Origin of the sequence: Polaribacter sp. HL-MS24, from assembly GCF_032758595.1 — a bacterium.
Taxonomy (GTDB): Bacteria; Bacteroidota; Bacteroidia; order Flavobacteriales; family Flavobacteriaceae; genus Polaribacter.
Genome location: NZ_CP136415.1, coordinates 2,429,934 through 2,446,240 on the forward strand (window position 1 = coordinate 2,429,934; position 16,307 = coordinate 2,446,240).

8 protein-coding genes and 3 pseudogenes are annotated in these 16,307 nt (G+C 35.5%); 4 read left to right on the forward strand and 7 right to left on the reverse strand.

The genetic code is table 11. The features are described from left to right. Positions 1–174: 174 nt before the first annotated feature. The 4 genes and pseudogenes from lysA to RRF69_RS11485 all read left to right on the forward strand — a co-directional run bounded on the left by lysA (position 175) and on the right by RRF69_RS11485 (position 6,579). A complete protein-coding gene (gene lysA, locus RRF69_RS11470; RefSeq protein WP_316939917.1) occupies positions 175–1,419 on the forward strand; it encodes a diaminopimelate decarboxylase in 1,245 nt (414 codons plus the stop codon). A gap of 77 nt (positions 1,420–1,496) precedes the next feature. After that, positions 1,497–2,015, forward strand: a complete 519-nt coding sequence (locus tag RRF69_RS11475; RefSeq protein WP_316939918.1) for a GNAT family N-acetyltransferase — start codon at positions 1,497–1,499, stop codon at positions 2,013–2,015. A 39-nt stretch (positions 2,016–2,054) separates the two neighbouring features. Continuing rightward, a pseudogene (locus RRF69_RS11480) lies at positions 2,055–4,180 on the forward strand (Tex family protein). A 71-nt stretch (positions 4,181–4,251) separates the two neighbouring features. Continuing rightward, positions 4,252–6,579 (forward strand): DNA topoisomerase 3, encoded by a 2,328-nt coding sequence (locus RRF69_RS11485; RefSeq protein WP_316939919.1) that lies wholly within the window; start codon positions 4,252–4,254, stop codon positions 6,577–6,579. 2 nt (positions 6,580–6,581) lie between these two features. Here RRF69_RS11485 and RRF69_RS11490 read toward each other — a convergent pair whose 3' ends face one another. The 7 genes and pseudogenes from RRF69_RS11490 to leuB form a co-directional block, all read right to left on the reverse strand. After that, positions 6,582–8,159, reverse strand: coding sequence for an NADP-dependent glyceraldehyde-3-phosphate dehydrogenase (locus tag RRF69_RS11490; RefSeq protein WP_316939920.1), 1,578 nt, complete (start codon positions 8,157–8,159; stop codon positions 6,582–6,584). 35 nt (positions 8,160–8,194) lie between these two features. Beyond that, a complete protein-coding gene (ilvA, locus tag RRF69_RS11495; RefSeq protein ID WP_316939921.1) occupies positions 8,195–9,457 on the reverse strand; it encodes a threonine ammonia-lyase IlvA in 1,263 nt (420 codons plus the stop codon). A gap of 3 nt (positions 9,458–9,460) precedes the next feature. Continuing rightward, positions 9,461–10,939, reverse strand: coding sequence for a ketol-acid reductoisomerase (ilvC, locus tag RRF69_RS11500; protein WP_316939923.1), 1,479 nt, complete (start codon positions 10,937–10,939; stop codon positions 9,461–9,463). Between the two features lie 12 nt (positions 10,940–10,951). Continuing rightward, positions 10,952–11,479 (reverse strand): acetolactate synthase small subunit, encoded by a 528-nt coding sequence (gene ilvN / locus RRF69_RS11505; protein WP_316939924.1) that lies wholly within the window; start codon positions 11,477–11,479, stop codon positions 10,952–10,954. A gap of 1 nt (position 11,480) precedes the next feature. Then, a pseudogene (ilvB, locus tag RRF69_RS11510) lies at positions 11,481–13,215 on the reverse strand (biosynthetic-type acetolactate synthase large subunit). Between the two features lie 34 nt (positions 13,216–13,249). Next, positions 13,250–14,933 (reverse strand): annotated as a pseudogene (gene ilvD / locus RRF69_RS11515) (dihydroxy-acid dehydratase). Between the two features lie 245 nt (positions 14,934–15,178). After that, positions 15,179–16,294, reverse strand: a complete 1,116-nt coding sequence (gene leuB / locus RRF69_RS11520; RefSeq protein ID WP_316939925.1) for a 3-isopropylmalate dehydrogenase — start codon at positions 16,292–16,294, stop codon at positions 15,179–15,181. Positions 16,295–16,307 lie beyond the last annotated feature (13 nt).

Here is a 16,307-nt window from a genome sequence, read left to right on the forward strand (position 1 = left end):
AATCATTGAAAAATGAATTTGGAATATCAATTTAAAGCTAAAGGATTCTTTGTGAGTTTTTCATCTCAAAAATCACGTAAAAATCACAATTAAAAACAATTTGTTGTATTTTTAAACAAACAACGAAAAATGAAGAGATTGTACTATTTTTGCTGAATAATAAAATATTTAAACGTGGAAAGAACACAGCTTTTAGAATTAGCAAACAAATATGGAAGTCCCTTATATGTTTATGATACAGACAAAATTGAATCACAATACAACCGATTAACGGATGCATTTAGCAGCGTGAAAAACCTAAAATTGAATTATGCTGTAAAAGCACTTTCTAATATCAATATTTTAAAATTCTTTAAAAATATTGGTGCAGGTTTGGATACTGTATCCATTCAAGAAGTACAGCTGGGGTTGACAACAGGAATTGATCCTAAGAAAATCATTTTTACACCCAATGGAGTGTCATTAACAGAAATTGAAGAAGTCGCCAAATTAGGCGTTCAAATTAATATTGATAATCTATCAATTTTAGAGTTATTTGGACAAAAACACCCAGAAATCCCTGTTTGTGTCCGTATCAATCCTCATATCATGGCAGGTGGAAATTCAAAAATTTCTGTAGGCCATATCGATTCTAAATTTGGTATTTCTATCCATCAAGTTCCTCACATCAAACGTGTTGTAGAGAATACTGGAATGAATATCAACGGAATTCACATGCACACGGGTTCTGACATTTTAGATATCGACACCTTTTTACGAGCTACAGAAATTTTATTTGATGTAGCAAAACAATTTGAAAATATTGATTTTATTGATTTTGGAAGTGGATTTAAAGTCCCTTATAAAGAAGGAGATATTTCTACAGACATTGAGCAATTAGGATTGCAATTGTCTGAACGATTCAATGAATTTTGTATAGAATATGGAAAAGACATCACATTGATGTTTGAACCAGGAAAATTTTTAGTGTCTGAAGCGGGTGTCTTTTTGGCGAAAGTAAATGTCGTAAAACAAACTACTTCTACCGTTTTCGCTCATGTTGATTCAGGTTTTAACCATTTGGTAAGACCGATGATGTATGATTCGTATCACCATATCACTAACATTTCAAATCCAGAAGGAAGAGATCGCTATTATTCTGTAGTTGGCTATATTTGTGAAACCGACACCTTTGGTACAAATAGAAGAATTCCTGAAATTTCAGAAGAAGATGTCTTGTGTTTCCATAATGCAGGTGCATATTGCTTCTCTATGGCATCCAATTATAATTCTCGTTATCTCCCTGCAGAAGTGATGCTTCATCAAGGAAAGGATTATTTAATTAGAAAGAGACAAACCATTCAAGATATATTACACAATCAAGAACTAGTCACTTTTGAAGCTCTAGAAAAAAAGAAAGCATTGTCCGTTTCAGCTTAGCAATAAAAGAATTAAATTTAACCATGAATTCGCAAATATGATCTTGTGCATTCGTGGTTTTTTTTTATTTTAAAAATATGATAAACATCCAACTGGCTAGCATTCAGAATCTACCTGATATCATGGAAATTATTGAAGAAGCAAAAACCCTTCTAGCTTCCTTTAATATTGACCAATGGCAAAACGGGTACCCCAATGCCAAACAAATTGAAAAAGACATTCATAACAACGAAAGCTATGCGGTTTTCAATACGAAAAATCAGTTGGTCGGCACGGCAATGTTCACCACCAAAAAAGAACCCTCCTATGAGATCATTGAAGGAAACTGGGTAATTCCTCCCGGCCAAACCTACGGTGTAATCCATAGAATGGCAATCAAAAAAGAATTTCTACAGCAAGGATTGGCTACGACCATCCTTGAAGCGTTTCATAAACAATTGAAAGAAAAAAAAATTCAAAGTTTAAAAATAGATACCCACGAAGAGAATTTGGGAATGCAAGCCCTTCTAAAAAAATTAGCCTACAAGTACTGTGGAATTATTTACACGGACTATGGTGCAAAAAGGCTGGCTTATGAGAAAGTGATTTTATTTTAATTGTATTTTTGTCAAAATGCTCAAATTTTAAAAAAAAGAATGCCATTACTCCCTTATCTTATAAAGCATACAAAATTTTCAGAAAAGTCTGTAAAAAATACCCTTTCACTATTGAATGAGGATGCTACAATTCCATTTATAGCAAGGTATCGAAAAGAGATGACTGGAAATCTTAATGAAGTTGAAATTGGTGAAATTCTAAAATACAAAGAGTTCTTTGAAGCTGTAGACAAACGAAAAAAAGCGATTTTAAAATCCTTAGAAGAACAGGCTGTCTTGACTGCCGAATTAGCACAGAAAATAAACAATTCAACCGATTTAATTGCCTTAGAAGACCTGTATCTACCCTATAAAAAGAAACGAAAAACCAAGGCAGAAACTGCTCGTTTACAAGGGTTAGAACCATTAGCAAAAATGGTGCTCAGTCAAAATATAAATGACTTAGCATCTACAGCTTCAAAATATACTTCTAACGAAGTTCCAACGATTGAAGCTGTATTGGAAGGTGCCCGTTTTATCATTGCAGAATGGATCAATGAACGCACAGACATCCGCAATATAATTCGAAGAGAATTGGAACGCTTTTCACAAATTTCTTCACAAGTCATCCCTGCAAAAAAAGAAGACGAAAAAGCACAAAAATTCAAAGATTATTTTGATTGGAGTGAATCTCTGCATCGAATACCTTCTCATCGTCTTTTAGCAATTTTAAGAGCAGAAAATGAGGGTTATATCCGAGTAAAGATCTTAATTGACAGGGAAAAAATAATCCACAGAATAGAATCCATCGTCATCCGTTCTCGAAACGAATGTGCTTCGCAAATTCAATTATCGATTCAGGATGCCTTCAAACGACTTTTGTTCCCATCATTATCTAATGAAGCACTATCCATCGCAAAAGAAAAAGCCGATGAAGCCGCAATTGCTGTTTTTGCCAAAAACTTAAGCCAATTGTTGTTGGGAGCTCCTTTAGGAGAAAAACGGATTTTAGGAATTGATCCTGGATTTAGATCGGGATGCAAGGTAGTTTGCCTAAACAAGCAAGGGGAATTATTGCATACCGAAAACATTTATCCACATGTACCTCAGAACAAAGCAACAGAGGCTATTGAGACTATTCGAAATTTAGTAGACAGCTATCACATTGATGCCATTGCAATTGGAAACGGAACTGCCTCAAGAGAAACCGAACAGTTGGTCAAAAATATCACTTTCAAAAATACTGTAGCAATTTTTGTAATTAGTGAAGCTGGAGCTTCAATTTATTCTGCTTCAAAAATTGCAAGAGAGGAATTTCCCAATGAAGACATAACTGTTCGAGGTGCCGTCTCTATAGGACGACGATTGGCAGATCCATTGGCAGAATTGGTGAAAATTGATGCTAAATCAATCGGGGTAGGACAATATCAACATGATGTTGATCAATCCAAATTAAAAAAATCACTAGACCTTGTTGTTGAAAGCTGTGTGAATACCGTAGGCGTAAATATCAATACGGCTAGTGAATCCTTGTTGAGTTATGTTTCAGGGATTGGCCCTAAAATTGCCAAAAACATTGTCAGTCACAGAAATGAATATGGAGCATTCACCTCTCGAGCTTCCATCAAAAAAGTTGCTCGGTTGGGAGGAAAAGCATTTGAGCAAGCTGCTGGTTTCTTACGCGTGAAAAATGGGGATAATCCGTTGGATGATTCGGGAGTTCATCCAGAAAGTTATGGACTTGTTACTCAAATGGCAAAAGACTTGAACATGAAAGTATCGGATTTTATTGGAGATAAAGTCGTCCTTGAAAAAATTCCATTGCAAAATTATGTTTCAGAACTCATTGGTTTGCCGACCTTAAAAGATATTGTCAGAGAATTGGAGAAACCTGGTGTAGATCCACGAGAAAAAGCCAAAATGTTTTCATTTGACCCAACGATCAAAACAATTTCCGACCTCAGAAGTGGACAAATTATTCCTGAATTGTAAACAATATTACCAATTTTGGGTGTTTTGTAGCCATCGGAATTAAAGAGAGTGGTTTGATTCATGTTTCTAATTTGTCGGATACCTTTGTCAAAGATGTAAATGCAATTGTGGCTTTGAACCAACAAATCATTGTAAAAGTTTTGGAAGTAGATTTTGACCGAAAAAGGATCCAGTTGGCACTAGTAAAGAGATGATTTAGTTCAAAACTTTATCAACGAATTCACAAATATTTCACTATTTTCGAACTTCATAAAACCCCTCTATAGTGAAAGTCTGTATTGCCGAAAAACCAAGTGTCGCAAGAGAAATTGCGAATATCCTAGGAGCCAACACAAAACGTGATGGTTACTATGAAGGAAACGGCTATGCAGTCACCTATACTTTCGGACATTTATGTACACTTTTAGAACCTAAAGACTACAAACCCCACTGGAAAAGTTGGGATTTGAACAACTTACCCATGCTTCCAGAACGTTTTGATACGAAAGTTACTGGTGATTCAGGAATCAAAAAACAATTCAATATCATAAAAGCCCTGTTTGAAAAAGCCTCCGTGGTGATCAATTGTGGGGATGCGGGAACAGAAGGGGAACTCATACAACGTTGGGTAATCAATCAATGCAATTACAAAGGAGAGGTACAACGTTTATGGATTTCTTCGCTTACAGAAGAAGCCATTAAAGAAGGATTTAAGAACTTAAGACCTTCTGAACAGTATGATAATCTCTATTATGCAGGGTTTTCTAGAGCGATTGGAGATTGGCTATTGGGATTGAATGCAACGCGCTTATACACCGTAAAATATGGCGGATACAAACAAGTCTTATCGGTAGGAAGAGTACAAACTCCAACCCTAGCAATGTTAGTCAATCGTTTTAAAGAAATTGAAACATTTCAACCACAACCCTATTGGGAACTACAAACGACCTATAGAAATACACTTTTCAATTATGAGGAAGGACGCTTCCAAAAAGAAGAAGACGGGCAAGTTTTAGCAGACAAGGTAAGTACCACTGAATTTGAGATTGTTTCTGTTGTAAAGAAAAAGGGTAAAGAATACGCTCCAAAATTATTTGATCTGACTGGCTTACAAGTCTATTGCAATAATAAATTTGGCTTTTCTGCGGATGAAACATTAAAAATGGTTCAAAAATTATACGAAATGAAAGTAGTTACCTATCCTAGGGTAGATACGACCTTTTTACCCAATGATGTATATCCTAAAATTCACGGAATTTTGTCAAAACTGACTTCCTATCAAACATTGACCGAACCTCTTTTAGGAAAGAAAATTCCAAAATCTAAACGTGTCTTTGATGACAAAAAAGTAACTGATCACCATGCCATCATTCCTACAGGAATACAGGCAAATTTACAATACAACCAGCAACAAGTTTATGACATCATTACGCGACGATTTATCGGTGTATTTTATCCTGATTCTGAGGTTTCCAATACCTCGGTAATTGGAAAAGCTGCTGAAGTACCTTTCAAAACTACTGGAAAAGAAATATTAACCAAGGGTTGGAGGATTGTTTTCGAAACCTCCGCTCCAAAAGAAATAACAACTGATAATAGTATAAAAAGCGAACAAGCGGTCTTGCCTGCATTTGTGAAAGGAGAAAAAGGCCCCCACGAACCCTCCTTTTTGGAAAAAGAAACCAAACCACCTAGAAATTTTACTGAGGCTAGTTTATTGCGTTCCATGGAAACTGCTGGGAAACAAGTTGATGATGATGAAATGCGTGAATTGATGAAAGAAAATGGGATTGGAAGACCCTCTACAAGAGCGAGTATTATTGAAACCTTATTCCGGAGAAAATACATTGAACGCAAGAAAAAATTGGTCATCCCTACCCAAACAGGAATTGATTTGATTGACTTGATAGACAATGAACTATTAAAATCTGCAGAATTAACGGGACGATGGGAAAAACGATTGAAAGAAATTGAACGAGGTGAATTCAATGCTGGGACCTTTATCAATAATATGAAAAATATGGTAGATCAATTGGTCTATGAGGTTCGTGCAAATACTGCTGTCAAACGCATCTCATCCAATACGGTTGCTACTACGTCCAAAAAAACAACTCACCTAAAAAAAACTGCAAAATCTAAAAAAGAAATTATAGGCAAAACCTGTCCAAAATGCAAGACTGGTAAACTTATTAAAGGTTCTACTGCTTTTGGATGTTCAGAATACAAGAACAACTGTGATTTAAAAATTCCTTTTGAGATTTACGGAAAAAAAGTATCTGAAAATCAGTGGGTTCGATTGATTGAGAAAAGCTGCACCACCAATTTGAAAGGCTTTAAACTCTCATCAGGAACAGTAGAGGGGCTTCTTCGATTTGATGAATATTTCAACATCAAATTAGAACCTATAAAACAAAAAAAACCAACAACTAGTCCAACAGAAAAAATCAGCTGCCCAAAATGTAAAAAAGGTAGTATCATAAAGGGAAAAACTGCTTACGGTTGTGCTGACTATAAATTGGGATGTGATTTTGTATTTACTTTTGATAGCATAAAAAAAATCGCCAATGGTAAGCCATTGACGAAGGAATTAGTATTAGAAATTATTCGAAAATAATTTTATAAAATATAATCTGTACTGATAAAATTAGAAGTTTTCTTATCCAATAAATTTTGTAAAATCGCATTGTTATAAGGAGTATCCTTAGACGCTAAAAAGGTTCTAATAGAAAAAGAACGCAAAGCATCATGTACACTTAGAGTTCCTACTGCAGAATCTTTCCTTCCAGTAAACGGATACACATCAGGTCCACGTTGACAAGAACTGTTTAGGTTTACACGACAAACTAAATTGACCAAGGTATCAATTAGAGGGGCCAATGTTTTGGTATCGCTTCCAAAAACACTTACTTGTTGTCCATAATTGGATGCAGCCATATCCTCCAAAGGTTCGTCAATATCCGAAAATGAAACAACCGGTATTACGGGTCCGAACTGTTCTTCGTTAAAAACTCGCATTTCTTTATGTACAGGATACAAAACGGCTGGAAAAATATAATTCTCAGATAGTTCTCCTCCTTTTTTGTTGATAATTTTTGCTCCTTTTGAAGTAGCATCATCAATTAGTTCTTGAATATAAGCTGTTTTACCGACTTCTGGTAAAGGTGTCAATTTTACACCATCATCCCAAGGATTTCCAAATTTTAGAGCATCTACTTTTTCAGAAAAACGGTTGTTGAATTCAGAAACTACATCTTCATGAACATATAAAACTTTTAGAGCAGTACAACGTTGTCCATTAAAAGACATTGCTCCTGCGATACATTCGTTAATCGCTAAATCCAAATCTGCATCTTTTAAGACAATTGCAGGGTTCTTTGCTTCCAATCCTAAAATTAAACGCAATCTGTTTTTTCTTGGATGGTGTGCTTGAATTGCATTGGCTGATGTACTATTTCCTATTAAAGCCAATACATCAACTTTACCCGTTTTCATAATAGGTGTTGCCAATGTTCTTCCACGACCATAAATAATATTTACAACTCCTTTAGGAAAACTATCTTTAAAGGCTTCTAGCAAAGGTGAAATAAGTAATACTCCATACTTTGCGGGCTTAAAGACTGCTGTATTTCCCATAATTAAAGCAGGAATAAGAAGTGAAAATGTTTCGTTTAATGGATAATTGTAGGGTCCCAAACATAAAACAACTCCAAGAGGTCCTCTTCGAACATGAGCATACACCCCGTCACTTTTTTCAAATTTAGCAGAATCTCTATCCATTTGCTTATAATCCTCGATGGTATCGTAGATATATTCTACAGTTCTATCAAATTCTTTTTCAGAATCTGGAAGAGTTTTTCCGATTTCCCACATCAAAAGTTTCACGATTTCATCTCGCTTAGTCTTCATTTTTGACCCAAACTTTTCCATGGCAGATATTCTACTTTCCACTTTCATAGTAGGCCACAAACCTTTCCCTTTATCAAATGCATCACAGGCTGAGTCTAGAGCTTCAAGAGCTTCCGCTTCACCTAGTTGAGGAACACTTCCCAAAATGGTTTGCTTATATTCTTCAGTTGAGGAGATGGTTGAAAAAACTGTTGCAGTCTCACCTGACCACTGTTTTAATTCTCCATTGATTAAATATTCTTTTTGATGGAGTAAAGAAGTAATTTTAAATTTTTCTGGAATTCCCATAATTTAAATAGTATTAATTTTAATAAAGTTTCAATTTACACCAAAAACTGAAACAAATCCGGTTTATCGTTTAAGTAATCACCATAAAAGTTTTTTTCTTTCATTTTTGCAATCAAAGGAGCTAAATCATCTGAAGATTTTAATTCTAAACCAACTACAGCTGCACCGTTCTCTCTATTGGTTTTTTTGGTGTATTCAAAATGAGTGATATCATCATTAGGTCCAAGAATATCATCTAAAAATTCTTTTAAAGCCCCTGCTCTTTGAGGGAATTTTATAATAAAATAATGCTTTAAATTGGCAAATAACAAGGCTCTTTCTTTAATTTCTGCAGTTCGAGTGATATCATTATTACTTCCACTCACTATACAAACTACATTTTTACCTTTAATTTCTTCTGCATAATAATCCAATCCAGCAATACTCAATGCACCTGCTGGTTCAACAACAATTGCATCTTTGTTGTATAAATCTAAAATGGTTTGACAGATTTTTCCTTCAGGTATCGTAAACATGTCTGATAAATGCTGCTTACAAATTTCAAAATTTAAATCGCCTACTCTTTTTACAGCAGCACCATCTACAAAAGAATCAATTGTTTGTAATGGTGTATTTTTACGATTATTGATAGAAGTGGTCATAGAAGGTGCGCCTTCGGGCTCTACTCCAATAATTTTTGTTTCTGGCGATAAGTGTTTGAATACCGAAGACAACCCAGAGGACAATCCTCCTCCACCAACAGCAACAAAGACATAATCAATTTTCAATGCTGTCTGGTCTAAGATTTCCAATCCAACTGTCGCTTGACCTTCTATTACTTTTTCATCATTAAAAGGATGAATAAATGTTTTATTTTGAGATTCACAATCTACCATTGCCGCATGATACGCGTCGTCAAAAGAATCTCCTTCAATAACCACAGTAATATATTCTTCACCAAACATTTTTACCTGCTCAATCTTCTGATTGGGTGTCGGCGAAGGCATATATATGGTCCCTTTTATTTTCAATAATTTACATGATAATGCTACCCCTTGTGCATGATTTCCTGCACTAGCACAAACAATCCCTCTTTCTTTTTCTTTTGGAACTAAGGAAGACATTTTATTGTAAGCTCCTCTTATTTTATAAGAACGAACTACTTGTAAGTCTTCTCTTTTGAATAAAATAGTCGCACCAAATTTCTTAGAATATTGAAAATTCTGACTCAATGGCGTAAGAGAAGCAACACCTTTTAAATTCAAAGATGCTGCTTTTACGTTTTCTAAACTTGGAAAATAGGATGTTTTGGTTTGCATTAATTATGCTTCTGAGGTAATTACTTTCATTGCAGTCATTGAAGCTCTTAATGTTGCTCCGATTTTTTCTACTGGGTGATTTCTAATCACGCTATTGACAGCAATCAATTCTTGATTGTCAACACCATTTACATGGGTAAAAGGTTTTCCAATGATGTTTGTTTTAACTGTTTTCATAAAATCAGCTAATAATGGTTTACAAGCATGATCAAATAAATAACAACCATATTCAGCCGTGTCAGAAATTACACGATTCATTTCAAACAATTTCTTACGAGCAATGGTGTTAGCGATTAATGGTGTTTCGTGTAACGATTCGTAGTATGCCGATTCTTCTATGATTCCAGCTGCAGTCATAGCTTCAAAAGCCAATTCTACTCCTGCTCTTACAAAGGCTACCAATAAAGTTCCGTGATCAAAATATTCTTGTTCAGAAATTTCTTGATCTGTAAGTGCTTGTTTTTCGAAAGCAGTTTCTCCTGTTGCTGCTCTCCAAGTTAATAAATTGGTATCATTGTTTGCCCAGTCTTCCATCATTGTTTTAGAAAAATGACCAGAAATAATATCATCCATGTGTTTGTTGAATAATGGACGCATGATGTCTTTTAATTCTTCTGAAATTCTAAACGCTTCTAATTTAGCTGGATTTGACAATCTGTCCATCATGTTGGTAATCCCACCGTGCTTTAAAGCCTCTGTAACAGTTTCCCAACCATACTGAATTAATTTTGCTGCATAACCTGGTTCAATTCCTTCTTCGACCATTTTGTCAAAAGATAAAATTGCTCCCGTTTGTAACAATCCACATAAAATAGTTTGCTCTCCCATTAAATCCGATTTTACTTCGGCAACAAAAGAAGATTCTAATACACCTGCTCTGTCTCCTCCAGTAGCTACTGCATAAGCTTTTGCTTGTGCCCAACCTTTATTTTCTGGATCGTTTTCTGGGTGAACTGCAATTAACGTTGGAACTCCGAAGCCACGTTTATACTCTTCACGAACTTCAGATCCTGGACATTTTGGAGCCACCATAATGACAGTTAAATCTTTACGAATTTGCATCCCTTCTTCAACAATATTAAAACCATGTGAATAGCTTAAAGTTGCTCCTTTCTTCATCAGAGGCATAATCGTTTGTACAACGTTTGTGTGCTGTTTGTCTGGAGTTAGGTTTAAAACTAGATCTGCAGAAGGAATCAATTCTTCATAGGTTCCAACAGTAAAACCGTTTGAAGTTGCATTTACAAAAGAATCTCTCTTTTGATCAATAGCAACTTGTCTTAGTGTATACGAAATATCTAAACCTGAATCTCTCATGTTTAAACCTTGGTTCAATCCTTGTGCACCACAACCAACAATAACAATTTTTTTTCCGACCAATGCTTGCACTCCATCTACAAATTCCGAAGAATCCATAAATCTACATTTTCCTAATTGTTCTAATTGATTTCTTAATGATAATGTGTTAAAATAATTTGACATTTTAATTTTTGTTTAGTTAAATGCTGCCAGCATTTGTGAAATTTCCATGGGTTGTTTTGATACTGATATTCTTCCTGAACGCGTAAATTGGAGTATTCCAAAAGATTTTAATTCTTTGTATATCAAATCAACTTCTTCTTTTCTTCCTGATTTTTCAATCACAAAAAATTCTTTATTGACTGTAACGATTCTCGCGTTGCTATCTTTAATTATATTCTGAATTTGTCGTTCTTCAAATAACAAATCAGACTTCATCTTAAAAATACAAGATTCTTGATAAATAGTGTCCTCATCGTTATGATAGTAAGCCTTTATAACTTCTACTTGTTTTTCAATCTGACCGATGATTTTTTTTACATGTTCTTCGGTGATATTCACTACAATAGTAAATCTAGAGACACCTTCAATTTCTGAAGGAGAAGTATTTAAACTCTCAATGTTGATATGCCTTCTTTGGAAAATTGCCGAAATTCTGTTCAACAATCCAATATTGTTTTCAGTATAAATTGATACTGTAAATAGTTGTTTATCTGTATTCATTTTATGATAATCTTATGTCTGAAACACTTGCTCCTGAAGGAATCATTGGAAATACATTTCCTTCTTTTTCTACACATACTTCCAAAAAGTAAGCTTCTTTGCTTTCCATCATTTCTTTGACTGCATCAGCTAATTCTTCTCTTTTGGTTACTTTTCTAGCTTTTAAATAATAGCCTTCAGCTATAGCAACAAAGTTAGGGTTGATCATTTCTGTTGAAGCATAGCGTTTGTCAAAGAACAATTGTTGCCATTGACGCACCATTCCCAGAAAGTCGTTGTTTAAAACGACTACTTTTACAGCTGCTTTTTGTTGAAAAATAGTTCCTAATTCCTGAATGGTCATTTGATACCCTCCGTCGCCTGAAATTGAAACAACCTCACGTTCTGGAGCTGCCATCTTTGCACCAATTGCAGCTGGCAAACCAAAGCCCATTGTTCCCAATCCTCCAGATGTAATATTACTTTTTGTTTTGTTAAATTCAGCATATCTACACGCAATCATTTGGTGCTGCCCTACATCCGTAACTATAGCAGCATCTCCCTTACTTTGAATATTGATTTGATGAATTACTTCTCCCATCGTCAATCCTTCTTTGGTAGGATGCAAATCATGTTGTATGACTTTATCATATTCGATTGCATACAAATCTTTAAATTGTTGGTGCCAAGCAGTATGTTTGTTTTCGTTTAAAAGAGGTAATAGCAGTTCTAAACTCGCTTTTGCATCTCCTAAAACAGCAACATCCGTTTTCACGTTTTTATCAATCTCTGCAGGGTCAATTTCAAAATGGATCACTTTTGCTTGTTTGGCATAGGTCTCTAAACTTCCCGTTACTCGATCATCAAAACGCATTCCAATAGCGATTAAAACATCGCATTCATTGGTTAGTATATTGGGAGCATAATTTCCATGCATTCCAACCATTCCTACATTTAGAGGATGTGAAGTTGGGACTGCAGAAGCTCCTAAAATTGTCCAAGCAGCAGGGATTCCTGCTTTCTCTACAACGGCTTTAAAGGCTTCTTCAGCAGCACTTAAAATAACACCTTGTCCCCATACGATAAAAGGTTTCTTTGCAGCATTGATTAAGGTTGCTGCGGCCTCTATAGCAGGTAGATCTGTCTTTGGTACAGGATTGTAACTTCTTACTTTTGTACACTTTTCATACGAATAATCGAACTCTTCAAATTGTGCATCTTTGGTAATGTCTATAAGAACAGGACCTTGGTCTTCCACTTCTTGCTATGTAAAAGGCTTTAGCTAGTACTGAGGGAATATCGGACGCTTTTGTAACTTGACAATTCCATTTTGTTACTGGCGTTGAAATACCAACAATATCCGTTTCTTGAAAGGCATCACTTCCCAGTAAATGAGAAGCCACTTGACCCGTAATACACACCATTGGAGTCGAGTCGATTTGTGCATCTGCGATTCCCGTAATTAGGTTGGTAGCGCTTGGTCCAGAAGTTGCCATGGCAACTCCAACATTTCCAGAAATTCTTGCATACCCTTGTGCAGCATGAGTTGCACCTTGCTCGTGACGTGTTAGTACATGGTGAATTTTGTCTTGAAACTTATACAACTCATCATAAACAGGCATGATTGCCCCTCCAGGATATCCGTAGAGTATTTTTACTCCTTCTTCAATTAAACAACGAACTACTGCTTCGCTACCTGAAATTCTTTCTGTAACTTTTGGTGTGGTTTCTTTGTTTTTTATGGTTTGTGTTTCCATATCGTCTTCTTTTCTTCGTTTCTTTTACTTTAAGTTAAGCATCTGTAATACATCCTTTAGACGCAGAGGCTACTATTTTAGCATATTTATACAATATTCCTTTCGAATGTTTTAAAGCTGGAGCAACCCAGTTTGCTTTTCTTAAAGCCAACTCTTCATCAGTGAGTAAAACGTTTATCGTATTGTTTTCTGCACTAATCCGAATTGTATCACCTGTTTCTATTAATGCAATAGTCCCTCCCGATTGAGCTTCTGGTGTAATATGTCCCACCACGAATCCATGGGTTCCTCCAGAAAAACGACCATCGGTAATTAAGGCAACTGATTTTCCCAATCCAGCTCCCATAATCAAAGAGGTTGGTTTCAACATTTCTGGCATTCCTGGACCTCCTTTTGGCCCCACATAACGGATAACAACCACATCACCTCTTTCTACTTCTCCGTTTGATATTCCAGTATTTGCAGCCTGTTCACCATCGTATACGACTGCTTTTCCCTCAAACAATAATCCTTCGTTTCCTGAGATTTTTGCAACCGCTCCTTCATCTGCAAGATTTCCATATAATATTTGAATATTCCCTGAAGATTTCAGAGCCTTATCTTTTGGATAAATAACATCTTGAGAGTCTTCATCAAATGTTAAAGCTTCTACGTTGGCTAAATTTTCCGCTAAGGTTTTACCTGTAACTGTTAAACAGTCACCGTGCAAGTATCCATTGTCGAGTAAGTATTTCATTACGGCTGGAGTTCCACCAACTCCATGAACATCCTCCATTAAATATTTTCCAGAAGGTTTTAAATCGGCAATTAGAGGAGTACGATCACTCACTTTTTGAAAATCGGCTAAAGTAAAGTCAATATCTGCTGCATGTGCAATGGCTAAAAAGTGTAAGACTGCATTTGTAGATCCACCCAATGCATTAACAATCGCAATAGCATTTTCTATGGATTTTTTAGAAATTATATCTAACGGTTTCAAATCCAACTCTAACAAATTCTTAATGGCCAATGCGGTTCTTTCTGCTTCTGATAATTTGTGAGGATTCTCGGCAGGAATTGATGAATTATACGGCAATGAAAACCCCATACACTCTATGGCAGATGCCATGGTATTTGCAGTATACATCCCTCCACAAGCTCCAGCTCCTGGAATTGCTCGTTTGATAATTTCTCTGTATTCATCTTCTTCAATTTCTCCAGCAACTTTTTGTCCTAATGCCTCAAAAGCAGAGACAATATTTAGTTTTTTTCCTTTGTAATTTCCAGAGGCAATGGTCCCTCCATACATCATGATTGAAGGACGATTGAGACGCAACATGGCAATAACTGCACCTTGGCATGTTCTTGTCACAACCCACTACAGAAATTAACCCATCATAACTCTGAGCATTCATGACCGTTTCTATTGAATCGGCTATAATGTCTCTCGATGCTAAAGAATAATTCATCCCCGATGTTCCCATCGAAATTCCATCGGATACACCAATGGTATTGAATCCTAAACCCACTAACCCTGCGATGTTTGCTTCCACTTTCACCTCAGCTGCCAAATTGTTTAAATGCATATTACAAGGATTTCCATCATACCCTGTACTAGCAATCCCAATTTGAGCTTTGTGCATGTCCTCATCCGTCAATCCAACCGCATACAACATTGCTTGAGACGCTGGTTGAGATTCATCCTGTGTTAATCTTTTGCTATATTTATTTAATTCCATTTATTAAATCTTCAATTTTTTGACTAAATTACTGTGTTTCTTGATTTTTTTTGAATAATTCACAATTAAATTCGTTAAATTCAGGCACCCTTATATAGGATTATTGTATTAAAAATCAACTTATTAACTACAATTTATACTGACATTCAACTCTTGAATTATTTACAAAAAAAAATTCGAAACTTTGAAAGATTAAAATTTATTGAAATAAAATTCAAGGGTTTTAAAAGTGGATTGTTTGGACTTTAAATAATCGTACTTTGTCCCATATGAATATTTTGAAAATTGTGATTACTGTCTTCTGGATTTTCAATATAGTCCGCAATAAAATCCCCAACTTTTGAAGTTGAAAAAGAAGATTCGGCATTTAGATCCTGAGTTACAATTGATAATTCCAAAGATTTTTCAACAGCTTTTTCTATGGCTTTTGCTTCTTCATGCAATCCTAGGTGTTCCAGCAACATTGCTGCTGATAAAATTGATGCCAATGGGTTTGCAATATCTTTTCCTGTTGCTTGAGGAAAAGAACCGTGAATCGGTTCAAAAAGCGAATTTTCATTTCCAATAGATGAGGATGCTAACAAACCAATAGAGCCTCCAATAACTGAAGCCTCATCAGAAATAATATCTCCAAAAAGATTTTCAGTAAGAATCACATCAAATTGTTTTGGATTTAAAATCATTTGCATCGCTGCATTGTCAATAAACAAGAACTCTAAGGTGATGTCTGAATATTCTTTAGCAATTTCTGTAACTGTTTTCCTCCACAAACGAGAAGTTTCCAATACGTTTGCTTTGTCTATTAAAGTTACTTTCTTTCTTCTATTTTGTGCTGCTTTAAAAGCAAAATGTGCAATTCGTGAAATTTCCTCAACAGAATATGAACATCCGTCAAAAGCAACTGTTCCGTCCTCACTCAATTCTTTAATTCCGAAATAAATTCCACCGGTCAATTCTCTAAAAATTGAAATATCAGTTCCTGAAATAATTTCTCTTTTCAAGGGAGAATTGTCAATTAACTGTTCGTAAGCTTTTACTGGTCTGATGTTACAAAACAATCCCAATTCGCTACGCAATTTTAACAATCCTTGTTCTGGACGTACTTTTGCAGAAGGATCATTGTCATATTTTGGATGACCAATAGCTCCAAATAAAATAGCATCCGAATTTCTACACACCGCTAAAGTTTCATCAGGTAAAGGATTTCCAGTGGCATCGATGGCACAGGCTCCCATTTGTGCTTCTGTGTAAATAAATACATGGTTGTAGGTGTTTGCAACCGCGTTCAAGGCTTTCTTTGCTTGATTGATTACTTCTGGACCTATTCCGTCTCCTGGAATTACTGCAATATTAAATTTCATTTGTAATTATTTA